This is a genomic window from Paenalcaligenes sp. Me52 (assembly GCF_050487965.1).
Taxonomy (GTDB): domain Bacteria; phylum Pseudomonadota; class Gammaproteobacteria; order Burkholderiales; family Burkholderiaceae_B; genus Paenalcaligenes.
Genome location: NZ_JBKQFO010000001.1, coordinates 1,521,940 through 1,545,005, shown reverse-complemented (window position 1 = coordinate 1,545,005; position 23,066 = coordinate 1,521,940). Strand labels below are relative to the sequence as shown.

The following is a 23,066-nucleotide window of genomic DNA, read 5'->3' as shown; positions in this document are numbered from 1 at the left end:
GCCCGGTAAATCGTTACCGGGCTAAAGAGGGGATCAAAGCATTATTTTTTGATTAGGCCAAAGGAGTCGGCGAGTTCGCGGTACTCCACTACTTTGCCTTTTACATACGTATCCAACTCAGCACCGGTCATGTTGAACGGAAACAACCCTTGCTGTTGCTGCAATTGAGCAAACTCGGGGGTTTGCATCAATTTATCGAATGCAGCTACCCACCATTGATACTGCTCGTCTGACACTTTAGGGCCTACGTAGAAGCCACGAATAATAGGCCACTCAATGTCAAAGCCTTGCTCTTTAGCCGTAGGAACATCGGCCAAAGCACCATCCAAACGTTTGTCGTTGAAGACGGCCAGCACTCGTATAGGAGCACCACCCTCCAACATAGTGTAGGCTTCTGCCGCATCACCCATATAGGCTTGAATATGACCGCCGCGCAAAGCAGTCATGGCTTCACCACCACCTTCAAACGCCACAAAACGCATTCTGCGGAAGTCTACATCGGCTGCCCGCGCCGTTAAGGCTGCTTTCATCCAATCTTGACCACCTACAGAACCACCTGCCCCTAATACTATTTTTGTGGGATCGGCTTTAAACGCCTCCATCAACGAATTCAAATCTTGAAAAGGAGAATCGTTACGTACAATCGCCACACCATAATCACTACCGATAGACGCTACCCAGCGCACATCATTTTCAGAATACTTACCAAACTTCCCTTGTGCGAGGTTCAATAACGAACCACCGGAAAAAGCTGTGATCGCATTGGCATCACTGGCACGCTGTGCAACCACGTGGTTATACGCCACCGCCCCTACGCCACCTGGCATATAGATGGTGCGCATAGGCTGGTCCAAACCGCCTGTTTCCAGAAAACCGTTTACTGCAACCCGGCAAGTCAGATCAAAACCGCCCCCTGGTTGTGCAGGAGCAATACATTCAGGCTTAGTAGGTTGTTGAGCTTGTACGGTCATTGCCAAACCACTCAAGCCAATCATGCTACTCACCAACAGCGTACGAAGCGTAGTGCGTGTCATCATGTCACCTCTCCAGAAAGTCCATCCTTGTTGTAGTACACGCACCTTAACGTAGCGAAGCTTTCACTCACCTTTCAGTTTATGCAGTTTTTGCACACATCAAGGGTATTCCCCAGTTATTTGGGTAATAACGCCGCGCTGCTAAAACGCAACTCCACCACTAATCCGGTGTTGTTCTCGCCCGTTGCTAGATGCATGCTGGCCTTATGAATTTGTGCTGTAGCTTGCACAATAGCTAACCCTAATCCTGACCCTTGCTGCGCCTTGCCTGCCTCGCCGCGCCTAAATCTATGCCCTGCTTTAGCCCTATCTGCCTCGCTCATACCCGGGCCATTATCTTCCACTCGCAAAATGCAATCACGCCCGTTTACCACGACTGACACCGTAATCGTTGCACCCTTTGGGCAATATTTGATGGCATTACTCACTACATTGCTCACGGCCTGCAAGAGCAACCAGTGCACCCCTCTAATACGTACAGGAACATCCGGTAGTTCTAACCCTAAGTCTTGTTTTTTGGATCGTGCTAACCGCCAGAGCTCATCCACTACCTCTGCCGCTACCTGACACAGATCCACCGACTCAAATTCGGCTTTAGTACGCAACTGGTCTGCCGCATCATGCACTCTGGATAACGCCACTAACTGGTGCGTCATCTGTACGGTATTGTTCAGGCGTGTTTGTATTGCCGCTAGCACCTCTTTCATCTCATCGGTTTTCGCAATGGAACGGGCAAAGTCCACTTGGGTCAGCAACACGGCTAAGGGAGTTTTAAGCTGGTGTGACGCATCATCTAAGAACTGCTGCTGTTCTCTGGATTTCAGCGCGTAACGTTCCATATGCAGATTAATGGTCTGCACCAGCGGGCGTACCTCACGCGGCAAGCTGGTTTCATCTATAGGCTGCAAGTTATCGGACGATCGTAATCGTACCGCTTCACTGGTTTTGCGCAGCGGACGCAACGCCAGCAACGTACCACCCAGAATTAATAGAATGAACAAGATAAGGGTGATGACGTCTTGCACCAAATTTTGTAGCACCACCTTACTAATAAAGGCATTGCGATCACTCACATTTTCGCCTGCCTGAATAATGATGCGACTGTCTTGAAAGGTATTTAAACGCCCTCCTGAACGCATCACCACTGCCGCAATACGTAAAGGCTCGCCTAAGTATTCAGCGTTGTAAAACACAGGCTTATTGTTTTCTAATTTTTCAGCGGGCAACGGCATGCCGGCAAAACCAATTTCCGATAAACCATCTTCGGTGACTGCACGAAAATACACTTGGCTACTGATGGTGTATTCCATGAACTCCATCATGTAATAGGACTGCTCCATCGCCAGCCCACCGCTAATGGTGCGTACATTGGCTTCCATGGATTTCAACGCCCCCGCCAACGCCCTATCAAAGGCGGCATTCACTTGCTCGGTAAGCTCTAAGCTGGAAATCACCAACGACACGCCGGAGGTCACCACCGCCGCAGGAATCAAAATAGAAAGCAGCGTAGAACGCAGGCTTTTTAACATGCGTCAGTACCTCCAGCATTAGCCATATTGCGATTACACGCCATCATCATCCACCGGCTCTAAGCAATACCCCACACCACGTAAGGTGCTGATCTGCACGTCCGAATGCTGCAGCTTTTTGCGTAGTCTATGGATAAGCACCTCAATAGCCTCAATGTTGATTTCCTCTACATCTTGGTCGTTTAGGCGCTCCAGAATGTACTTTTTATTCACCGGTTCACCACTACGACTTACCAATAAGCGCAGCACTTCCGCTTCTCTAGGTGACACGGAAAGCGCCACGCCATCCAAGCTGAAACGCTGCGATGATAAGTCGTACACCAACCCCGCACAGGCCATACGCGGCTTATCTTTGCCGCGGCTACGTCGAATCAACGCATTAATACGCGCCACCAGTTCTTCTATTTGAAAAGGCTTGGGCAAGAAGTCATCTGCTCCGCACTCTAAGGTCTCCACACGCTCTTGCAAGGAGTCTCGTGCCGTCAAAATGAGTACGGGCGTACGATTATCGTTAGAGCGCAATCGTTGCAACAATGCTCTGCCATCCAGACTGGGTAGCCCCAAATCCAGCACCAATGCCTCGAACTCTTCTACTTGTAAGCGGTGATGAGCAACCAAGCCATCGTTTGCCCATTCCACCGCGAACCCTTTTTTTTCTAGGCTACGCGTCAGCCATAGCGCCAGATCTGGCTCGTCCTCAATCAGTAAAATACGCATGATGTAGATTCACAAACCCCTCTCAAGATTACGTTTTTGTTAGCGCTATCATAGCCAACTCACAAAAAACGGCACGCACCTTATTGCTTCATTTCTTGACAGCGTCTTGAGCACGCTAAGGTTTTCACACCGCCTGAAGGCTGCTGTTCTGTGCTCGTTATCTAGCCTTTTCTCGCCTACACACAACGGCAACAATTAGCCCACAGAAGGCCAACAATAGGCACGCATAATGCAGGCTACCTTGGCACTATCCTGCCATGATCTGATCTACACCGAGGATGTTCCATGCTGCGGACCCAGCAACTCAAAACAAAAACAACCATTCTTCTTGTGGCTCTTTGTGCTGCCTTATCCGGCGCTGCACACGCTCAAACTATGGCTCACACCGCCACCTTTCAAGACAGTCGCACTACGTTGGCACTCGATCGTTTTGCCAAAACCTTAGCCGAAAACCTAGTGCAAAGCTCGGATTACACCAGCGTGCAATATGCACTCATTGATGTAGATACCATCTTGGTTTCTGGACAAGTAGGTGAGAACGTAAAACCACTGAATCATGACACTGTCTATGGCATAGGATCGGTCAGCAAAATATTCGCCGCAGCCAGTGTGATGAAACTGGCTGAAACTAATGCGTTGAATCTAGACACACCTATTTATCGTTATTTGCCTGACTTCACCATGGCAGACCCACGATATAAGCGCATCACAGCGCGTATGTTGTTGAACCATTCAGCAGGCTTACGTGGTGACGATTACGTCAACGATGCCTTGATTAGTGGTGATAATTCTACTGACGGCTACGACAACTTTTTAACCATTCTGTCTACGCAAGAACTGAATGCCGACCCTGGTGCGTACTCGGTGTACTGCAACAGCTGTTTCACCCTGTCCGAAAAATTGGTGGAACGTGTGAGTGGCAAAAGCTTCACGCAATACATCACCGACACTTTCCTACGTCCCTTGCGGATGACGCACAGCAGCACGCCCGAAAACACATCGGCCACGGCTGACTATGCCTACTTTAAACCTGAAGACCCGTCCAGCTACTGGCCTTGGATACACTACAACGTCATCGCTTCTGGTGGTATCAACTCTACGGCAGAAGACATGGCCTCGTTTGCTCGTGTATTCATGCAAAATGGCGCAGGCATATTGTCTGAAGACTCCTTAGCCCAAATGCAAGCCGCTGAGTACCGTCGCGGCTTATGGCCTGCTGAAGCAGATGATAGCGGCAACTACGGGTTGGGATGGGATAGCGTCAAGCTGTACCCTTTTAATGACCTACGCATCCAAGCATTAGCCAAAGGCGGTGACATCACCTCACACCATGCCTCACTCGTTGTACTACCACAGCAAAACATGGCTGCCGTGGTACTCAGCACAGGTGGCAGCAGCAGCCTCAATCAACAACTGGCCACCAAACTGCTATTGCAAGCGTTGGCAACCAAAGGCATCGCTACAACCTCGTTGGTCGAGAAAAGCTTTCCCGTATTAGCTGGCGTCATCATGCCCCAACAGTTGGCCTCTTACGCGGGGGAGTACGCCCATAGCGATGGTCGCTTAACCATCACCATTAGCCAAGCAGGCGAACTCAATGTTGATGTACCTGATGCCGACATGCAAAGCTTTCAATACGCCGGTAACCAAGGGTTTGTGAGCCCTGACCGCAGTACACGCATAGAGTTTGTAGACGCCGCCAATGGCCGCACCTATTTATGGGTACGCCGCTACGGTACACACCCTCTTTTAGGGCAAGAAGCCACCTCTGAGTTTCAAGCTCAGAAGCTACAACCCAACCCATTAAACGCTAGCACTAAGGCAGCATGGGCGGCCCGCAATGGTGTGCGCTACTACCCCGTAAAATTGGTTTATAACTCAGAGCGTTTCTTAACGGGCTTACCGCCTGAAGAAGTACAGGTTACTAAAGACTTCGAGGGCTATTGGGGAGCCAAACGCATACGTGATGCCAAGAGTGCCGTCAGCGAAGTGCAAATTCCCGGCCAAGCAGGACGAGAAACACAACTAGCCACCTTTGAAACACGCGGCAGGAAGGAGTATCTGCACCTAAACGATGATGTGTTGATCAGCCAGCAATCCATCACCGCCTTAACGCTTGATACACAGCACGTAGAAATTGCCGCTGATGGCTTAGCAACATGGTTTGGTTTGACGCCCGCAACCGCTGGCTATGAGCCTCAGATCACGGTGCCAGATAAGGGTGCATACGCTATTTACGACGGTGAAGCCAACACCCTGCACTACAGTGTGGTGGATGGCGCTACCCCTATTACTCTGCCCGAACAAGGCGCCTTGGTATTTGCTGGGTTACCCGGCAGCACATTCCAGATTCGTATGGTCAAACGCTAAGCAAAGCTTCTGCCATACAACTAGCTAAACTACCTCCATTTACTACTCCCTGTTTACAGCGCTTGCTGTGACAGCTCTCTGATCTTCCCTGATGGATTAGAGAGCTGTTTTTTTATTACTGCTAAAGGATGGTAAAGGCCAAGATTGTTTTTCAAATAATCTGACTACAATACAAAGAGTAACTCTGCAGGAAAATTACTTTAGCCGTTTTTAACTGATCAAACAGGAGTCACGCATGTCCCAATCCGTAGCACAAGTCATTGTCGACACTCTGGAACAAGCTGGCGTAAAACGCTGGTATGGCGTTCCCGGTGACACCTTAAATTACATTACTGACGCCATTCGTACCAACAAGAATATGCGTTGGATTCATGTACGACACGAAGAAGTTGGCGGCTTTGCTGCTGGTGCTGATTCTATGCTCACCGGCGAACTCACTGCCTGCGCTGGCTCATGTGGCCCTGGCAGTTTGCACTTCATCAACGGTTTGATGGAAAGCCATCGTAACCGCGCGCCCGTAGTCTTAATCGCCAGCCAGATTGTTCGCGACGAACTGGGTTTTGACTTCCCCCAAGAAGTAGATTTCAAATCGGTATACGAAAGCTGCTCGGTATTTTGTGAAGAAATCCGTACACCCGAGCAAGCACAACGACTGACAGTCATGGCAGCCCAAGCGGCCTTAGCTAAACGTGGAGTAGCCGTGTTGATTGTGCCAGCCGATGTGTCGATGGCGCCTGCGCCTAAAACACCCTACCACTACACCGTTCATCATGCTCAGCCTCGTGTTTTGCCTTCAGAGTCTGAAGTGCAACGCATCGCCGACCTGCTAAATGCCGGTAAGAAAATTGCTATCTATGGTGGTTCTGGCTGCGAACTGGCGCACGATCACGTCGTGGCGCTAGCCGAAAAGTTACGTGCTCCGGTAGTACACACATCACGTGCCACAGACTTCTTGGCTCACGATAACCCCTTTGATGTAGGTATGGCCGGCATGTTGGGCTACTACGCCGGGGTTCATACACTTGCCAACTGCGACACCTTGCTACTGCTGGGTTGTGACTTTGCATGGCGCCAGTTCTACCCCGAAAACGCCAAAATCATCCAAGTGGACATTGATAACACCCACATTGGCAGACGTCACCCCGTTGACGTGGGTGTAGTGGGTAATATTCCAGATACCCTGCAAGCTTTGCTACCACTGGTCAATGCACGCCAAGACGACACTTTCCTTAAAGCTGCTTTGGATCTCTACACCAAAGATAAAGCCAAAGAAGAAAAGCACAACATCGACCAGTCAGGCCGCCCTATCCATCCACAATACTTGGTGGAAACTATTGCCAAACACGCGGCTGACGATGCTATCTATACGGCAGACGGTGGTACGGCCATGTTGTGGTGCTTACGTCATGTACCTTCTACTGGTAAAAACCGCCGCGTGATTTCCTTAACGCATGGCACGATGGCCGGTGCGATGCCGCAAGCGCTAGGTGCTAAAGCAGCATTCCCAGAAAGACAAGTGATCTCATTATCGGGTGACGGTGGCTTGGCCATGCTCATGGGTGATTTGCTGACTGCTATACAAGAACGCTTGCCCATTAAGGTTTGCATCATTAACAACGGCGCACTGGGCTTTGTGGATCTGGAGCAAAAAGTAGAAGGCCTGATCAGTGCCTTTACAGACCTGCACAACCCAGACTTTGCGAAAGTGGCTGAAGCCATTGGCTTCTGGTCGCGCCGTGTAGAAAAAAGTGCCGATGTGGACCAAGCTGTTCGCGACTGGATCAACGAGCCAGGCCCCGCTCTGCTGGATGTAGTCACCGACCGCTTTGAACTGATCATGCCACCGAAGGTAGGTGCAGACCAAGTCTTTGGCACTGCACTGTATTCGGCCAAAGCCATTTTGGCAGGGGAAGGTAAAGACGTATTAGCGATGGCACGTAACCTGCTGACCTAATCGCCCATTACTGCAGCACCTACAAACGCCGCCTTCAAAATGCGGCGTTTGTGTTTAGTGGTTCAGTCGTCACAGAGATAGCCGTATAAAGTTGTAACGTTCTATACTTGGCACTATATCGTCTCGTCATAAACAAAAACAATAGTGCTTTGACGTCCCAACGCCTCACCCATCTGCTAGGTAACCGCTACCTGTGGCTGCCCTTTTTATTCTGCGCTCTGCTGTTGCGTAGCGCACTGCCTATGGGCTATATGCCCAGCGCTGATGCATGGCGAGACGGCACCTTTGAACTTACGTTCTGTACTGCAGACGGCAGCTATAGCTCACAACGCTTAGAACTGCTTTTTGCCGCTGAATCTTCTAGCGACGAGACACACCAAGCCCCCGGCCATGCCACCTGTCCGGCTTTTCTCGTTCACATAGAATTACTACCCGATGCGCTAGATAGCACACTCGCTGTGGTCGCCAAGAGCTGGTACAGCTACCCGTGGTTAGCTCTTGGAACACAAACGGAACACTGCGCCCACGGCATCTGCGGCCCACCGCTAGGTGCCCGTGCCCCACCTGAATGGACCTGACCGCACTTTCTTCGTACGTTCAACGTTTACTTCAGGATATGTATGTCACCCTTTTTCTACCTGCGACCTTGCGCCGCAGCGGTGGCGCTGTGCTGCGCCTACCCATACGCTTACGCTGCTGATACGCACACACCACCTACCAAACTCTTTGATCCATTGGTGGTCACTAGTGTGAAGCCAAACCAAACGCCACTACATTTCGTGACTGACCCTAAACAGCCTCGACAACCCTTGCCTGCCAGTGACGGCTCTGATTATTTATCGACGATTGCTGGCTTTAGCGCTATTCGCAATGGCGGCAGTAATGGCGACCCTATATTTCGTGGCATGTTCGGTTCGCGCCTGGCTATTTTGGCCAATAACAGCTATATGCCCGGTGCCTGCCCTAGCCGCATGGATAACCCCACCTCGTACATTTCCCCACAAAACTTTGATGAGCTAGAAGTCATCAAAGGACCGCAAACCGTACTGTGGGGGCCAGGTGCATCAGCCGGTACCATTAGATTTGATAGAAAAGCCCCTGTATTTGACGAGGGCCAACCTGTACAGTTTGATGGCAGTTTGACAGGAGGTTCGTGGGGGCGTAATGACCAGTCTGCCGACTTAGCCGTTGGTAACTCACAGTACTACGCCCGCATTACGGCCAATAACTCCCACTCCCAAGACTACGAAGATGGTAATGCTGACAAGGTGCCATCCAAATGGAAAAAGTGGAATACGGATGTCGCAGTAGGTTTAACGCCTAATGACGACACTCGCATAGAGCTATCTGCCGGTGCTGGCGATGGTGAAGCCCGTTACGCCGGTCGCGGCATGGATGGCGTGAAGTTCAAACGCCAAAGCGTTGCCTTACGCTTTGAGCAAGAAAACCTCAACGACAACTGGCACAAAGTTGAAGCACAGGTGTACTACAACTACGCCGACCATGACATGGACAACTTCAGCCTGCGCGAGTTTAGTCCTTCGGGCGGCATGAAAATGCCCATGACCTCTAACGTAGATCGAGCCACATGGGGCGGTAGATTGGCAACTCAATTCAGTTTGTCTGACGACGTAAAAATGGATGTAGGCCTAGACACACAGCGCAGCCGACATCGTGCACGCCGTGGCATGCTCAACACCCACCGTGACAAACCTCGCGTCAAAGATGCACAGTTTGAAAATACTGGTGTGTTCTCAGAGTTGCATTGGCAAACTACGGACACCCAGAAGATCATTGCTGGCATGCGTGTTGATTTCGCTAGCGTGAAAGACTACCGAGAAGCCAGCCTAACCCATAACCAACGCCGTACTGATACCTTATATAGTGGCTTCTTACGCTTAGAGCAAAAGCTAGGCGACTCCACTAGCTTCTATGCCGGATTGGGTCATGTACAACGTATGCCAGATTACTGGGAACTGTTCTCTCCTAATATGGGTACACCTGGCAGCAAAAATGCCTTTGATAGCATTAAGCCAGAGAAAACCACACAGGTAGATATTGGGCTTCAGCACAAAACGGATGCGTGGGATATCTGGGCCTCGGCATACGTAGGTCACGTGCAAGACTTCATCCTGTTTAACTACCGTACTGGCGGCATGATGGGCAGTATGAGCCAAGTTTCTAACGTGAATGCACGTATTTTTGGGGGCGAATTAGGTGTGGAATACGCTTTGTCCTCAGAATGGAAGCTGGGCACCACCGTTGCGTACTCTTGGGGTAAAAACACTAGCGATCACCAAGCGCTACCGCAAATCCCCCCGCTAGAAACGCGTCTAAGCCTAGGCTACGAGTCAGGTAAATGGTCTGCTGGTGCTTTGTGGCGCATTGTGTCCAGACAAAGTCGCTATGCGTTGAACCAAGGTAACGTAGTAGGTAAAGACTTCGGGCCTAGTAACGGCTTTAGCACCTTAGCACTGCACACGGCTTATCAAGCCAACAAAAACCTAACCTTCAGCGTCGGGGTAGATAACGTGTTTAACCGCACCTATAGCGAACACCTGAATTTAGCGGGTAATGCAGGCTTCGGTTATGCCTCTAACACATCTATCAATAACCCGGGCCGCACGTTCTGGGCCACCATGCGGGTGACCTTCTAGACCCTTTATGCTTAGGGCTGGCCCTACATCAGCCCTAAGCTGGCTTCTCATGCACAACACTACCTGCTGCAATGCCCCCTACCTCTTGACGTAAAAGGCGCAGGTATTCCCTGCTACCATACTGATGTTTTTTTGCTGCGTTCAAGGCTTGACCTTAACCTTATGGCAATGTTTATGCTTCAGGTTATGCGTTATTAAACTATTGGGAGCCACATATGAGTGAGTCCAGAAGCAAGCAGGATTCAGCCCCTGCCACAACCATTAGCCTACCTATTGAAGGCATGAGTTGTGCAAGCTGTGTAGGTCGCGTTGAAGCCGCACTCTCTAAGGTGGAAGGCGTAAGCACCGTGTCTGTAAACCTTGCTACCGAACGTGCTGATATACAGGCTTCAGGCCAAATTGATAGACAAGCCTTGGTGCAAGCCGTTGAGAAATCCGGCTACACCGTACCCGCCGGTAGCGTAGAACTATCTGTAGAAGGCATGACATGCGCCTCTTGTGTGGGCAGAGTAGAACGTGCGCTTAAAGCGGTTCCGGGTGTTAATGAGGCCGTCGTCAACTTAGCCACAGAGCGTGCCACCATACGTGGTGTAGCCAGCACAGACGACCTTATTGCAGCGGTAGCTAAAGCTGGTTATGACGCCAAGCTTATTGATACCTCATTGCAAAATGACGATGAAAATGCTGAAAAGAAAGACGCTGAACGCGCTGCGTTAAAACGCGATCTGATGCTGGCTACGGTATTAGCACTGCCTGTATTTGTACTGGAAATGGGATCACACTTAATTCCCGGTATGCACGAATGGGTAGCACGCACTATTGGTATTCAAGAAAGCTGGTACCTGCAATTTGTACTGACTGCCTTAGTACTGTTGATCCCAGGCCGCCGCTTTTACACCAAAGGTTTTCCGGCACTGTTTCGCTTGGCTCCAGACATGAACTCACTGGTTGCCGTGGGTACAGCTGCCGCTTTTGCTTACTCGGTAGTAGCCACCTTCATGCCGTCGGTACTACCCGCTGGTACTGTTAATGTGTATTACGAAGCTGCTGCGGTCATCGTCGCTCTGATTTTATTAGGTCGTTACCTAGAAGCCCGCGCTAAAGGCCGAACCTCTGAAGCTATCAAGCGCTTAGTAGGCTTACAAGCCAAAGTGGCTCACGTCTTACGTGACGGCAACATGGTAGATATTCCTATCGCCGAAGTGGTCACTGGAGACCTAGTAGAAGTACGCCCTGGTGAACGTATTCCTGTAGATGGTGAAGTCACACAAGGCAACAGCTATGTAGACGAGTCCATGATTACGGGCGAGCCTATTCCCGTAGAAAAAACAGCGGGTAGCACTGTAGTAGGCGGTACGGTGAACCAGACAGGTGCCTTCTCTCTGCGTGCGACTGCCGTAGGTGGGCAAACCATGCTGGCGCAAATCATCAGGCTAGTGGAACAAGCGCAGGGCTCTAAGCTGCCTATACAAGCCGTGGTAGACAAAGTCACGCTGTGGTTTGTACCCGCTGTGATGGTGGCTGCGCTGTTAACCTTCTTAATTTGGCTGATTTTTGGCCCATCACCAGCGCTTACCTTTGCATTGGTGAATGCCGTAGCCGTGCTGATCATTGCTTGCCCTTGCGCTATGGGCTTGGCCACACCTACCTCTATTATGGTGGGTACAGGTCGTGGTGCTGAAATGGGCGTATTGTTCCGTAAAGGCGAAGCGCTACAACTGCTTAAAGATGCTAGCGTTGTAGCAGTAGATAAAACCGGTACGTTAACGGAAGGCCATCCATCCCTCACTGATCTAGAAGTTGCTGAAGGCTTTGATCGCCAACACGTACTGGCTCAAGTTGCTGCCGTAGAAGCGCGTTCTGAGCACCCTATTGCCCGCGCCATTGTTGACGCCGCTAATGCAGAGGGGCTGACACTTCCTGCCTTGGATGACTTCAACTCGGTCACTGGTATGGGGGTACGCGCCATGGTGGGTGAAAACACCTGTGTGGAAATCGGTGCCGACCGCTATATGCGTGAATTAGGTTTAGACGTGAGCAGCTTTAGCCAGACAGCACAACGTCTGGGCAGTGAAGGTAAATCACCTCTGTATGCAGCGATTAACGGTCGCTTGGCAGCCATTATCGCCGTCGCCGATCCCATTAAGGCCTCCACGCCTGCTGCTATAGAGGCCTTGCACCAGTTAGGCTTAAAAGTAGCGATGATTACGGGCGATAACGAACATACTGCCCGCGCTATTGCTAAACAACTGGGTATAGATGAAGTCGTGGCAGAGGTGCTGCCTGAAGGCAAAGTAGATGCAGTACGTAAACTCAAAGCCAATTACGGCAAGGTGGCCTTCGTGGGTGACGGCATTAACGATGCCCCAGCTTTAGCCGAAGCCGATGTAGGTTTGGCCATTGGTACCGGTACAGACGTAGCGGTAGAGTCTGCAGACGTAGTGCTGATGTCTGGTAGTCTGCAAGGTGTGCCTAACGCTATTGCCCTATCTAAAGCCACCATTGGCAATATTCGTCAGAACTTGTTCTGGGCATTTGCCTACAACACAGCGCTGATTCCCGTCGCAGCTGGTGCTCTGTACCCAGCATGGGGGGTACTACTGTCACCAATTTTTGCGGCCGGCGCCATGGCATTGTCTAGCGTGTTTGTCTTGGGTAATGCACTGCGCTTGCGTAGCTTCCAACCCCCACTGCGGGACAGCAACCACTAAACCAAATAATGTGAGTACAGCAATGGCTCACCAATTCCCATAAAACATCACGCCCTGCACGCTAAAACGTGTAGGGCGTGATGTTTTTTGCAACACAATCCGCACCACCTATTGCCCCTAACGCAACGTAAGGCTTTAGAGTAAGCTCCATGTAGTCGTGAATGAGCGGAGCGAAGATGTACTGGAAAGTCGGCGAACTGGTAAAAATAGCTGTGCCACGTGTTAACTCGTAGTGAAGTAGCAAAAGGAAGAAAATGACTATACGCATAGATACTGCATCTACAGCAGATTACCCATGTTTGTTAGAGATATGGTCCACCTCAGTGTTGGCGACTCATGATTTCTTAAAATCAGAAGACTATGAAGAAATTAAACAGCAATTGATTCCGGCATATTTTCCGGCGGTCAGCTTATATAAGGCTACGCATAACCAGAGCCAGAAAACCCTAGGCTTTCTAGGCGTGTTAGAGGGCTGCGTAGAAATGCTATTTATTGATGCCAGTGCTCGGGGGCATGGTGTGGGTACTACGTTGCTGAACTACGCAGTGCATGAGTTAGGAGCGACTAAGCTGGATGTAAATGAGCAAAATACCCAAGCCGTAGGTTTTTATATGCATTACGGTTTCGTACAAACGGGCCGCAGCGACTTGGATGCGGCGGGAAAACCATATCCTACGCTGCACTTACATTTACCTAAGCATATCTAGTGTAGAGGCTCAGGCAGGCTACGTCTTTCACCGCATAGCAGCAGTTCCACGCAGCCTTAGGTGTTAAACAGACGACGTAGCAATTCCACATCCACCGTGCCATCCTGGTCTAGCGAAATAAAGTATCTACACTGCCATCGTTGCGTGACTATTGCGGCCTTCGCTGTTAGCTGTACCCACGGCGGGTAGACACGCATAGCACGCTTACCACCTTCGCCAGCACTAGAGAAAACACCTTTAGCGACCAACACAGCTTGATCGAACACAAACAGCCCTTTATGCATTGCATCGCTCACGCCTACCAGTACAAAAGCTATACCATCGCGGCTATCTAACGGAGCAATATCACCGTCAGCTGTAGGACGTTTCCAGATTGTCACAAACTGCCCTAGCTTGGTAGGCGTTGTTTTGGCTGTACGAAAGACAACTTTATGACCATTCAATGCAAAGCGCGCAGCGCCGTACTCCGCGCTTTCAGCCTCGCGTACAACCATCTCGGTCAAATGCAGACCTGCAGGCTCAAATACCTGCTCTATAGCCACCAGCACATCGCCAGGAAGAGATTCTGCAGTATCTAGCTTCCTCGCTGCTATGCTGGCAGTACCTATCTTCGTGTTATCGCGTTTCAAGAAAACCTGCTTATATTTTTCGTCAGGCTGTATTTGATCACGAAGACACTTTCTACTGCCAAAAAACATCACGCCCCACACGTTTTACCGTGCAGGGCGTGATGATGAGCGGGTTTAAAACAGCTTATAGCGCTTTAGGCGGATAGCCTGCGGCTGTTAAGGCCGACACAATTTGCTCTTGCGATGCAGAGCTTTGAATCGTCACTACTTTAGCAGCCACGTCAGCCTCTACCGTGGCAGCAGGATCCAATGCCTGTACTGTTTTAGTCACTCGCGTTGCGCAGCCACCGCACGTCATATCTTGAATCTGGAATTTCATCGTTTTACTCCTTAGAAGAACCTATCACTATCCTAAGGATTCCCACGGTTGTAAGGTCAACCGTTTTTTCACTACTACGTTAGCGAGTTGATGAAACTGCCTCTTTAACCGGTGCTGAGCGCAACCTATGCAGCAACGTTAAAGGACTACTCTGTTGATGCGTATAGGTTTTTGCTGCCTCTGCCCATCGTTCTGCTGGAAACGTTGTACTGCTGGCCACACTACTAATGCCGCACTGCAATAGCATGACGAACTGGTCTGGCAGCAGCGGCCCAACTGCCCGTATATCACCTGTAAAACCATGCCGCTCACGCAATAACTTAGCCAAGGTAAAGCCTCGGCCATCACGGGTTTGGGCAAAGCCTATAGCAACTATTTGTACCTTAGCCAACACAGGTAGCAGCTCCGCTATGTTGTGGTAGCTGTTTACCCATACTCCCGCCGCATATTCACCTGTTTCGGCATGATGCGCTTCCCAGTTTTCAAGCGCAACAATACGTTGTGACGAGGGCTGCTCTGCCGCCCCTTCTTGCTCTGGGTACCACCATGTTTCTTTTTTAACCTGACCTGTAGCATCAAACAGCATGAGTAAGCGCCTCCTTAAATACCGTAATACCTACGCGGTTGTACGTGTCAATAAAGCGTTCTGTCCCTTCACGCTCTTTAAGATAAATGTCCACTAACGCTTCTATCACTTCGGGCACTTCATCGTAAGACACTGATGGCCCTAAAATTTTTCCTAGCGCAGCATCTTGGTCAGAGCGACCGCCCAAGGTGATTTGATAACTTTCTTGCCCGCCTTTATCTAAGCCTAAAATCCCTATATGCGCCACATGATGGTGAGCACAGGCATTAATACAGCCCGATACGTTAATGCTTAACGGTCCCACTTCACGCTGCTTTTCCTCCGAAAAACGTAAAGCAATGCGCTGCGCTACTGGCACTGATCTAGCTGTAGCCAAGCTGCAATAATCCATACCTGGGCAAGCAATAGAGTCCGATACCAAGCCTATGTTGGAGGTTGCCAAACTGGCTTCGCATAAGGCTTGCCACACGCTATAAACATCGTCTTGCTTCACGTGTGGCAACACCAAGTTTTGGCGGTGTGTAACACGCACTTCATTTAAGGAGTACTGTTCTGCCAAACGAGCAACCAACTCCATTTGCTCAGCACTGGCATCGCCAGGAATACCACCATTAGGTTTAAGCGAAATCACCACGCTGATATAGCCGGGCTGTTTATGTGGGTGCGAGTTGTTCGCCACCCAGTGTGAAAACGCGGCATTCTCTGATTTAGCAGTCGTAAAGGCAGCAGACTGCGCCGGCAAGTTAAGCTCTAGTGCGGGTGCTACAAAGCGTGCTTGTACAGCCTCTATAATCTCGGTATCCAGTGGTGGTCTATCAGACAACAAGGCAGCAAACTCAGTATCGATCATCTCAATAAAGGTTTCAGGTTTCAGCTCCCTAACCAGAATTTTGATACGCGCTTTATAGATATTGTCTCGTCTGCCTAAGGCATTGTAGACACGCAAAATAGCTTCTATGTAGCGCAGTAAATCACGCTCAGGCAACCACTCACGCACCAAGGTTCCCACTACAGGAGTACGGCCTAATCCGCCCCCTGCATAGATGTGGAAAGCTACCTCACCCGCTTCGTTCTTGTCAGCAATAATGCCTATATCGTGAAAACGTATGGCTGCCCTGTCGTCGGCACTGCCCGTAATCGCAATTTTGAATTTACGTGGCAAGTAGGTAAATTCAGGGTGCTCAGTAGACCACTGACGCATGATCTCGGCATACACACGGGGATCTACACGCTCGTCTGCGGCTGCACCAGCAAACTCGTCCGTTGTGACGTTACGAATACAGTTACCGCTGGTTTGAATACAATGCAAATCGGCATCAGCCAATACCGATAAAATCTCGGCCGCATCCGATAATTTAGGCCAGTTGTACTGCAAGTTTTGGCGCGTAGTGAAGTGGCCATAGCCCTTATCAAAGCGTCTGGCCACGTACGCCAACTGAGAAAGCTGCACCGCACTTAAAGTGCCATAAGGAATCGCCACACGCAGCATGTAGCCATGCAATTGCAGATATAGGCCATTCATCAGCCTATACACCTTGAACTGTTCTTCAGTCAGCTCACCAGACAAACGACGTTGCACCTGCTGCGAGAATGCTTGTGCGCGCTCTTTCAAGAAAGTACGTTCGCTATTGTCGTATTGGTAAATGCCAGCATGAGGAGCAAACTCGCCAGCCGCAGGCGCTAACGACCCAATGTGCTGATTCTGCTCTACGCCTGCTTGTTTCCCTAAATCAGCCCGCACCGAAGGCCCACGTGCGCGCAGTTGTTCTCTGAACGTTACAGGCACAATGCCGTTAGGCGTACGCTCGGCTTGCTGCGGCACTGGGTCTACAATTTCATTGTTGGCCACGCTTTCTTGCGCAGCCTGCTGTGCAGCTACCAACGCTTCCTCATCAAAGGCATGGGCGTGCGCTAAGGCCTCCACCCAGTGATAGCCGCTATCTAGCCATACCACTGCCCCATCGTGCAGCCTATTGGCAGAAATCAAATGGTAGTCACTCATCGTATACCTGTAGGATTGAAGGCAACGTACACCTAACCGTAGCCATATCCTTGCTACCGTTACCTAGTCAAAAAACAGACCCCGCACGTGGCAGGGTCATAGCCATCATGCTGTTTATTGTGACCAGACAACCTATAGCTGACAAAGTATAAAAAGGCATATGCAAATGCTTGATGCGTTACTGAGCTTGTCCTAGCAACTCTAACGGATGCCCCGCGGCGACCCATGCATCTATACCACCATGCAACGGCCGTACATGCGTATACCCCAATGATTTCAGGCGTTGCACCACCCTAGCCGCTGACGCGTCATTCGGGCAAGAACAATACACTACTACCTCGTGGCCTAGCTCAATACTGAGCGATTGTGGGCCTTGTAGATTTTGTTCATCCAACAACACAGACCCCGGAATACTGCCGTCAGTTCGGTAGAAATCGCTGCGTACATCCAGAATTAAAGGGTTAGCCCCATCTTGGATTAAGCAATACAGCTCATCTGCACTGATACGAATTTGACGAATCATTCTCAAAAACGCATGCCGCTGCCATGCTTTGCGTGCAATAAACAAAGCCAGCAATACCGCCAAAATCAGTAAGCCCCAACGTCCCAAGGCATCTAAAGTAGCTAAGAGCTCACCAATGGTAGAACTGAATAAACTGCCAAGCAGCAACGCCGAGCCTATCCATATGGTCGCGCCTAGCATGTCATACCACATAAACTTACGTATGTCCGTACCTAGCGCCCCTGCCATCGCACTCGCAACCGATGCAAAGCCGGGGATAAACTTGGCCACCAACAGCGACTTAGCCCCCCAGCGTAAGTACACGCCCTCGGTTTGCCTCACGCAGGAGTCTGGCGATAGCGATACCCTGCATAGCGTTGCCATCACCTTTCTGCCGTATCGTCGCCCAGCATAAAACCACAATACGTCGGCAATTAATGCGGCCAAGACGGCTAAACCCAATAGCCCGGGTATAGAAAAGCGCCCCGCCTGCGCCAAAGCGCTGGTCACCACTAAGGTGGGGTAAGCGGGGATGGGAGCTCCTAACTGCTCTATTAATACATTCAGGAATACCAGCCCCAAGCCGTGCTGTTCAATGATATTCATCAGCCACTGCATGTTCTCATTCCTTGATTCAACCAGTGTGTTGCAACATCTGCCTCTATTATCCCCTGCTCTCTACCTGCTGTGAATCCCACGAAAATCCCCTACTTTCTGTCGTGGTTTATGCCTTAAACAGTATGATACGATACCGTATCGTATTAATCCATGAGAACTGCCATGAATGCAAAAACAGCTGCTGCCCTCGCTACAGTACTGTGGGGCTTTACCTATGTTGTGACTACCCTCATGCTGCCACCTCACCCTTTTTTGATTTCCGCCGTACGCGCAATGGGTGGGGCAATTATTTTGCTGCTGATTGCGCGACAACTGCCTGCTCCCGGCTGGCTAGGACGTCTGGTGATTTTAGGCACGCTCAATACCAGCTTATTTTTCTCACTGTTATTTATCTCAGCGCTACGTTTACCCGGCGGTGTGGCGGCTATTTTCCAAGCCTTAGGCCCGCTATTTATCATTTTGCTAGGATGGGCCATTCTGGGCGCGAGACCCACTGCCTTAAAAATTATCAGCGTAATTATTGGTGTAGTAGGCGTTGCATTGGTAGTACTGAAAGGCGATGCTCAAGTTGATCTCTGGGGTGTAGTAGCCGCATTAGGCAGCACCTTATCACTCGCGTTGGGCGGCATCTTGATGAATCGCTGGGGTAGACCACCCATGAGTATGGTGAGCTTTACGGGCTGGCAGTTATTTATTGCTGGCGTGGAACTTACACTGCTTACCGTGTTGATGGGCGACTTCCCAGCAGAGCTAACTAGCACACACATAACGGGTTTCTTTATACTAGCCTTAGCCTTAACCGCCATACCTTTTGTGTTATGGTTCAGAGCAATTGCCCATGCAGGTGCTGTCACCATTGCCCCCTTCTTCTTGCTGGTTCCCATTACGGCCTTTGCCTTGGATGCCATCATCAAGTCGGTAGTACCCACACCCTTTCAGTTGCTGGGCATTGGCATTGTGATACTGGGTTTATTGCTTAGCCAAAAGAAAGTACCTTCCCCAACCGCCCCTTGATTACTCACTATGACAGATCACCGCCCCACTTCTGAAACCGGCAGCCGCCTTACTTACCGAGGGGCAGCCAGACGCTTGCAGATTCTGGAAGTCGCGTCCGAGCGCTTTCTGGAAGAAGGCTACGCCGGAGTAAGCGTGGATCAAATCATCGCTGAAGTGGGTGGGTCTAAAACCAACGTGTACAAACAATTTGGTGGCAAACAAGGGTTGTTTTTAGCTGTTGTGCAGAATCTGTCGGATGCATTCATCCACGATCTAGAGCATATAGACCTACGCGATCAAGCCCCTGAGCAAGGCCTACGCACATTGGCTAAGGTCTTACTGGCTATCTTGCTGCAAGATAAGCATTTAGCCTTCCAGCGTTTAATCATTGCAGAATCTAACCGCTTTCCTGAAATGGGGCGGGTATGGCTAGAAAGCGGCCCGCAACGCACACGCAAAGTCGTGGCTAGCTATTTGCAGCAACAACAAGAACAAGGGCATTTGCACGTCAACGACCCGTTACGCGCCGCCCTGTTCTTTCATGACATGATTACCTTCAACCCAGTGCACCTTGCCATGCTAGGCATAGGCTACGACGCCGATGCTTTAAATGGCTTTATTGATGACGCTATCACTACCTTTTTGCAGGGGCATTTACCCCGCAACTAAGATAGCTTTTCAGCATCACTAACAGGCTTACTCTACAGCGTCATCCGCCATAGATGCGCCTTCTGTGTAGTGCAGAATATCTCCGGGTTGACAGGCCAAATACTGACAAATAGCTTCTAAGGTGGAAAAGCGCACCCCTTTCACTTTACCTTGCTTGAGTAACGAAAGATTTTGCTCCGTAATACCCACTGCAGCAGCTAAGTCCTTAGACTTCACCTTACGCTTCGCGAAATCACATCCAAAGTTACTTCTATAGGCATATACGTTACACAAACTGTTGATTTTCTTGATGAATGGTTGCAGCTCTGCGCAGAATTCTAGCAATAATAATCACACACGCTGCCGCAATATTGCATAAGTTATCGTATAACAATCATCTCCATCATTACGATTGCCATGAAAAACGTCATCAAGTCACTACCGCTTTTACTCACTTTTCTCTGTGGCTTACTACTACCAAACGCCGTACAGGCCAACCGTGTAGAACTCAACATCGCTACACGCCCAGATAGCAGCGAGATGTACTGGACTCTAGACCTACCCCAACAGAGCCCCCCCACAGGCATTCTGCTATTGGCCCAAGGCTCGGGCTGCCTGTCAGCCACGAAAAATGAGAACCTGCTTTTAGCGCGCTCGTACTTTCCTAATCTGGCATCGTTAATGGTAGAAAAATACGGTGTGCTTCCTGGTGATACTCCTGAAAACGACCACGAAAATTGCAGCGATAGCTTCTATGCCCACCATACTGTCTCACAGCGTGTTGCTGATTACAGCCAAGTGCTGGAATCTTTACGGCAAGCACCATGGTGGAATGGTGAGCTGGTACTCTTAGGTGGCTCTGAAGGTGGTTTGGTTGTGTCTCTATTAGCTGAGCAACATAACCCCGATGCAACTATTTTGCTCTCTACCGCAGGCGGCATGAGTTTTGGTGACATGGTCATACAGTCAATGCCTAAGGAGTTCCACCCACAGATACTTGAGGGGTTCCAAAAGGCCCGACACAACCCATACAGTACAGAAAAACTAGCAGGTCAAAGTCTACGCTTCTGGGCAGACGCTATTGACCTCAATGTCACAGAAAACCTCCTGCGATCCACCTCAAACATCCTATTACTGCAAGGTTCAGCAGACTCTCTTGCTCCAGTAGAGGCCGCCAGACGCTTACAAGAACAATTTACGGCAGCGGGACACTGCAACCTCACCTACTGGGAATTTCCGCACTACGATCACGGTATGGAAGATCAATCTGGGCACTCACATATGCCCGAAGTACTCAAGCGTGCAGCCAATTGGTGGCTATCAGTACGAGGCACCGAAAATACTTTTTGCACCCCAAAATAGCCTGCAAAGCATGCTTTATACTGCTGGCTACTTTAGCCCCATACGCCTTGCTTTTATGTCTGATACGCAGTTGCTTTCTACACTTCCTGTTCCGCTGCCTGCCGCATGGCAATCGCAATTTGCCGCTTATACCTGGACAGCACAAACTGAAGGCTGCTCCGACGCTGCTGTGTATCGTTTAGAAGCACCAGGACACGATACGGTTTTTATCAAAACTGAGCGCATGCATGCCAATGCTGAACTGGCAGATGAAGAAATCCGCTTACGCTGGCTGGCCGCCCAAGGCGTATCATGCCCTATCGTCATCGATGCGCACTACCAACCTGAGCGTGGCTGGTTACTACTTAGTGCCGTAGCAGGTAAAGATTTGTACTCTGCTTCCTTACCTGCTCACGAAAAAGTGAAAATGATGGCGCTAGCCTTGCGTGATTTGCATCAACTAGGTGTAGCCCACTGCCCCTTTGATCACAACGCCTCACAACGCGTTGCTCATGCTAAAGCGCGTATGCAAGCTGGGCTGATTGAACTAGACAATGTAGACGACGAAAACCAAGGCTTAAGCGTAGAACAGTTGTTCCAAAAACTACTGGCTACACAGCCGCTACAAGAAGATAAGGTGCTCACACACGGTGATGCCTGCTTGCCCAACTTCATGGCTGAAGATGGTGTATTTACTGGATATATAGACTGCGGCCGTCTGGGTGTGGCTGATCGCTACCAAGATCTAGCCCTTGCCATACGTGACATTAGCGATGACCTAGGCGCTGAGTATGTACCTTTATTTTTGCAGCATTATGGTTTAGCGCAGCTAGACACAGAAAAAGTAGCATTCTACAAACTGCTGGATGAGTTTTTCTAAGCCTAACGCTACGAAATACTTGCCCTATACTCGGTAGGCCCCATTCCCGTGTGGCGACTAAAGTACTTGCCTAAGTACGACGGGTCTGCAAAGTTCAGGGCATCGGCAATCTGTTGAATACTATGCTGAGGCTGCCTAAGCTCTTTTTTAATTTCCAGCACCACTTGTCTATCAATTAAGGTTTTGGGCGAGTCATTAAAGAAGCGTTTAGTCAGTTGTGACAGATAGTAGGGCGTGATGTGTAAGGCATCGGCATAAAACGCTACCTCTCTGTGCTGCCTGCACTGCACACTCAACATTTCCCAGAATTTCCAACAAATCATTTCCTGCCTGCTGTAATCATTACGCAGTTGCTGTTTCTGGTTATCAGCTTGTTCGCTAAGAAATAAAAATAAGTTTTGGAACGCATTAATCAGCATCTGCCGTCTATACCCAGAGGATCGTGCAAAGACTTGCCTCACATGTTGTTCCCACACCGATACAAACGCTTTGCACTCTAGCGTAGCGGCAAAATAGGGGTGCTTGTTCAAATAGGAGAACAAGTGATTGGGTAGTAGGTAAGCGACATCTGCCGCACTGGAGCGCTTTAATAAATAAAACGAGCACAGTAAGTCTGGGCTGCGCTGTTTTAACAGAGCGATAGAATCTTCAGCCAAGACCAGAAAGTCATGCTTTTTTAGGTGGTATGACTGAAAGTTCACCTCGAACTCAACCTCACCTTGCTGACAAATCACCACCACTACATAAGCCAACGCCAACGGATGCTCTGGCACGGCCTGCAAGGTAGCCAAACCATGCGTGATTTCCTGATCCCCTGCCCCTAACAAAATGGCATCAGTTTCAATTACTACTTTAGGAATAGCCAT

At 50.0% G+C, this 23,066-nt stretch carries 19 protein-coding genes and 1 pseudogene; 10 read left to right on the top strand and 10 right to left on the bottom strand.

Features of this window, described 5'->3' with window-relative positions:
* Positions 1-41: 41 nt before the first annotated feature.
* The 3 genes from ACLO87_RS07270 to ACLO87_RS07260 all read right to left on the bottom strand — a co-directional run bounded on the left by ACLO87_RS07270 (position 42) and on the right by ACLO87_RS07260 (position 3,280).
* Complete coding sequence (locus tag ACLO87_RS07270) at positions 42-995, bottom strand: Bug family tripartite tricarboxylate transporter substrate binding protein (protein ID WP_430223734.1); 954 nt, start codon at positions 993-995, stop codon at positions 42-44.
* Between the two features lie 155 nt (positions 996-1,150).
* Positions 1,151-2,563 (bottom strand): sensor histidine kinase, encoded by a 1,413-nt coding sequence (locus tag ACLO87_RS07265; RefSeq protein ID WP_430223218.1) that lies wholly within the window; start codon positions 2,561-2,563, stop codon positions 1,151-1,153.
* A gap of 33 nt (positions 2,564-2,596) precedes the next feature.
* A complete protein-coding gene (locus tag ACLO87_RS07260; RefSeq protein ID WP_135864245.1) occupies positions 2,597-3,280 on the bottom strand; it encodes a response regulator in 684 nt (227 codons plus the stop codon).
* A gap of 285 nt (positions 3,281-3,565) precedes the next feature.
* On the opposite strand from ACLO87_RS07260, the gene ACLO87_RS07255 reads away from it, so the two are divergent.
* The 6 genes from ACLO87_RS07255 to ACLO87_RS07230 all read left to right on the top strand — a co-directional run bounded on the left by ACLO87_RS07255 (position 3,566) and on the right by ACLO87_RS07230 (position 13,679).
* Complete coding sequence (locus ACLO87_RS07255; protein WP_430223217.1) at positions 3,566-5,650, top strand: serine hydrolase domain-containing protein; 2,085 nt, start codon at positions 3,566-3,568, stop codon at positions 5,648-5,650.
* A 235-nt stretch (positions 5,651-5,885) separates the two neighbouring features.
* On the top strand, positions 5,886-7,604 hold the full coding sequence (locus ACLO87_RS07250; protein ID WP_430223215.1) for a thiamine pyrophosphate-dependent enzyme: 1,719 nt from the start codon (positions 5,886-5,888) through the stop codon (positions 7,602-7,604).
* A 149-nt stretch (positions 7,605-7,753) separates the two neighbouring features.
* The gene (locus ACLO87_RS07245; protein ID WP_135864250.1) at positions 7,754-8,182 is read left to right on the top strand and encodes a hypothetical protein; all 429 of its coding nucleotides are present in this window, start codon (positions 7,754-7,756) and stop codon (positions 8,180-8,182) included.
* Between the two features lie 42 nt (positions 8,183-8,224).
* A complete protein-coding gene (locus ACLO87_RS07240; protein WP_430223214.1) occupies positions 8,225-10,261 on the top strand; it encodes a TonB-dependent copper receptor in 2,037 nt (678 codons plus the stop codon).
* A gap of 215 nt (positions 10,262-10,476) precedes the next feature.
* Positions 10,477-12,972, top strand: coding sequence for a heavy metal translocating P-type ATPase (locus ACLO87_RS07235; protein ID WP_430223213.1), 2,496 nt, complete (start codon positions 10,477-10,479; stop codon positions 12,970-12,972).
* Between the two features lie 254 nt (positions 12,973-13,226).
* On the top strand, positions 13,227-13,679 hold the full coding sequence (locus ACLO87_RS07230; protein ID WP_430223212.1) for an acetyltransferase: 453 nt from the start codon (positions 13,227-13,229) through the stop codon (positions 13,677-13,679).
* 56 nt (positions 13,680-13,735) lie between these two features.
* Here ACLO87_RS07230 and ACLO87_RS07225 read toward each other — a convergent pair whose 3' ends face one another.
* The 5 genes from ACLO87_RS07225 to ACLO87_RS07205 all read right to left on the bottom strand — a co-directional run bounded on the left by ACLO87_RS07225 (position 13,736) and on the right by ACLO87_RS07205 (position 18,335).
* Positions 13,736-14,308: a MepB family protein gene (locus ACLO87_RS07225; RefSeq protein ID WP_430223211.1), complete on the bottom strand. Its 573-nt coding sequence runs from the start codon at positions 14,306-14,308 to the stop codon at positions 13,736-13,738.
* Positions 14,309-14,432: 124 nt separating this feature from the next.
* A complete protein-coding gene (locus ACLO87_RS07220; protein WP_430223210.1) occupies positions 14,433-14,627 on the bottom strand; it encodes a heavy-metal-associated domain-containing protein in 195 nt (64 codons plus the stop codon).
* Positions 14,628-14,706: 79 nt separating this feature from the next.
* Complete coding sequence (locus tag ACLO87_RS07215) at positions 14,707-15,213, bottom strand: DUF934 domain-containing protein (RefSeq protein WP_135863639.1); 507 nt, start codon at positions 15,211-15,213, stop codon at positions 14,707-14,709.
* Positions 15,203-17,215 carry a DUF2849 domain-containing protein gene (locus tag ACLO87_RS07210; protein ID WP_430223209.1) on the bottom strand — a complete coding sequence of 671 codons (2,013 nt, stop codon included), beginning with the start codon at positions 17,213-17,215 and terminating at the stop codon, positions 15,203-15,205. Before ACLO87_RS07210 ends, ACLO87_RS07215 begins: the two co-directional genes overlap by 11 nt.
* A 178-nt stretch (positions 17,216-17,393) precedes the next feature.
* Entirely contained in the window at positions 17,394-18,335 is a 942-nt protein-coding gene (locus ACLO87_RS07205; RefSeq protein ID WP_135863636.1) for a rhodanese-like domain-containing protein, read from the bottom strand.
* Between the two features lie 162 nt (positions 18,336-18,497).
* Between ACLO87_RS07205 and ACLO87_RS07200 the strand changes: the two genes are divergently transcribed.
* Together ACLO87_RS07200 and ACLO87_RS07195 are read left to right on the top strand one after the other, a co-directional pair.
* Complete coding sequence (locus tag ACLO87_RS07200; RefSeq protein WP_430223208.1) at positions 18,498-19,349, top strand: DMT family transporter; 852 nt, start codon at positions 18,498-18,500, stop codon at positions 19,347-19,349.
* Positions 19,350-19,358: 9 nt separating this feature from the next.
* Complete coding sequence (locus ACLO87_RS07195) at positions 19,359-20,000, top strand: TetR/AcrR family transcriptional regulator (RefSeq protein WP_430223207.1); 642 nt, start codon at positions 19,359-19,361, stop codon at positions 19,998-20,000.
* Positions 20,001-20,027: 27 nt separating this feature from the next.
* Here ACLO87_RS07195 and ACLO87_RS07190 read toward each other — a convergent pair.
* Positions 20,028-20,260: pseudogene (locus ACLO87_RS07190) on the bottom strand (helix-turn-helix domain-containing protein).
* 136 nt (positions 20,261-20,396) lie between these two features.
* On the opposite strand from ACLO87_RS07190, the gene ACLO87_RS07185 reads away from it, so the two are divergent.
* Positions 20,397-21,341 carry an alpha/beta hydrolase gene (locus ACLO87_RS07185; RefSeq protein ID WP_430223206.1) on the top strand — a complete coding sequence of 315 codons (945 nt, stop codon included), beginning with the start codon at positions 20,397-20,399 and terminating at the stop codon, positions 21,339-21,341.
* Positions 21,342-21,396: 55 nt separating this feature from the next.
* The gene (locus ACLO87_RS07180) at positions 21,397-22,200 is read left to right on the top strand and encodes an APH(3') family aminoglycoside O-phosphotransferase (protein WP_430223733.1); all 804 of its coding nucleotides are present in this window, start codon (positions 21,397-21,399) and stop codon (positions 22,198-22,200) included.
* 8 nt (positions 22,201-22,208) lie between these two features.
* Here ACLO87_RS07180 and ACLO87_RS07175 read toward each other — a convergent pair whose 3' ends face one another.
* Complete coding sequence (locus ACLO87_RS07175; RefSeq protein WP_430223205.1) at positions 22,209-23,066, bottom strand: helix-turn-helix domain-containing protein; 858 nt, start codon at positions 23,064-23,066, stop codon at positions 22,209-22,211.

Bases quoted from the DNA above. Each gene is read 5' to 3' on its own strand.
- ACLO87_RS07270 (WP_430223734.1), bottom strand. From the start codon at position 995: ATGATTGGCTTGAGTGGTTTGGCAATGACCGTACAAGCTCAACAACCT.
- ACLO87_RS07265 (WP_430223218.1), bottom strand. From the start codon at position 2,563: ATGTTAAAAAGCCTGCGTTCTACGCTGCTTTCTATTTTGATTCCTGCG.
- ACLO87_RS07260 (WP_135864245.1), bottom strand. From the start codon at position 3,280: ATGCGTATTTTACTGATTGAGGACGAGCCAGATCTGGCGCTATGGCTG.
- ACLO87_RS07255 (WP_430223217.1), top strand. From the start codon at position 3,566: ATGCTGCGGACCCAGCAACTCAAAACAAAAACAACCATTCTTCTTGTG.
- ACLO87_RS07250 (WP_430223215.1), top strand. From the start codon at position 5,886: ATGTCCCAATCCGTAGCACAAGTCATTGTCGACACTCTGGAACAAGCT.
- ACLO87_RS07240 (WP_430223214.1), top strand. From the start codon at position 8,225: ATGTCACCCTTTTTCTACCTGCGACCTTGCGCCGCAGCGGTGGCGCTG.
- ACLO87_RS07235 (WP_430223213.1), top strand. From the start codon at position 10,477: ATGAGTGAGTCCAGAAGCAAGCAGGATTCAGCCCCTGCCACAACCATT.
- ACLO87_RS07230 (WP_430223212.1), top strand. From the start codon at position 13,227: ATGACTATACGCATAGATACTGCATCTACAGCAGATTACCCATGTTTG.
- ACLO87_RS07220 (WP_430223210.1), bottom strand. From the start codon at position 14,627: ATGAAATTCCAGATTCAAGATATGACGTGCGGTGGCTGCGCAACGCGA.
- ACLO87_RS07215 (WP_135863639.1), bottom strand. From the start codon at position 15,213: ATGCTGTTTGATGCTACAGGTCAGGTTAAAAAAGAAACATGGTGGTAC.
- ACLO87_RS07210 (WP_430223209.1), bottom strand. From the start codon at position 17,215: ATGAGTGACTACCATTTGATTTCTGCCAATAGGCTGCACGATGGGGCA.
- ACLO87_RS07205 (WP_135863636.1), bottom strand. From the start codon at position 18,335: ATGCAGTGGCTGATGAATATCATTGAACAGCACGGCTTGGGGCTGGTA.
- ACLO87_RS07200 (WP_430223208.1), top strand. From the start codon at position 18,498: ATGAATGCAAAAACAGCTGCTGCCCTCGCTACAGTACTGTGGGGCTTT.
- ACLO87_RS07195 (WP_430223207.1), top strand. From the start codon at position 19,359: ATGACAGATCACCGCCCCACTTCTGAAACCGGCAGCCGCCTTACTTAC.
- ACLO87_RS07185 (WP_430223206.1), top strand. From the start codon at position 20,397: ATGAAAAACGTCATCAAGTCACTACCGCTTTTACTCACTTTTCTCTGT.
- ACLO87_RS07180 (WP_430223733.1), top strand. From the start codon at position 21,397: ATGTCTGATACGCAGTTGCTTTCTACACTTCCTGTTCCGCTGCCTGCC.
- ACLO87_RS07175 (WP_430223205.1), bottom strand. From the start codon at position 23,066: ATGGCTATTCCTAAAGTAGTAATTGAAACTGATGCCATTTTGTTAGGG.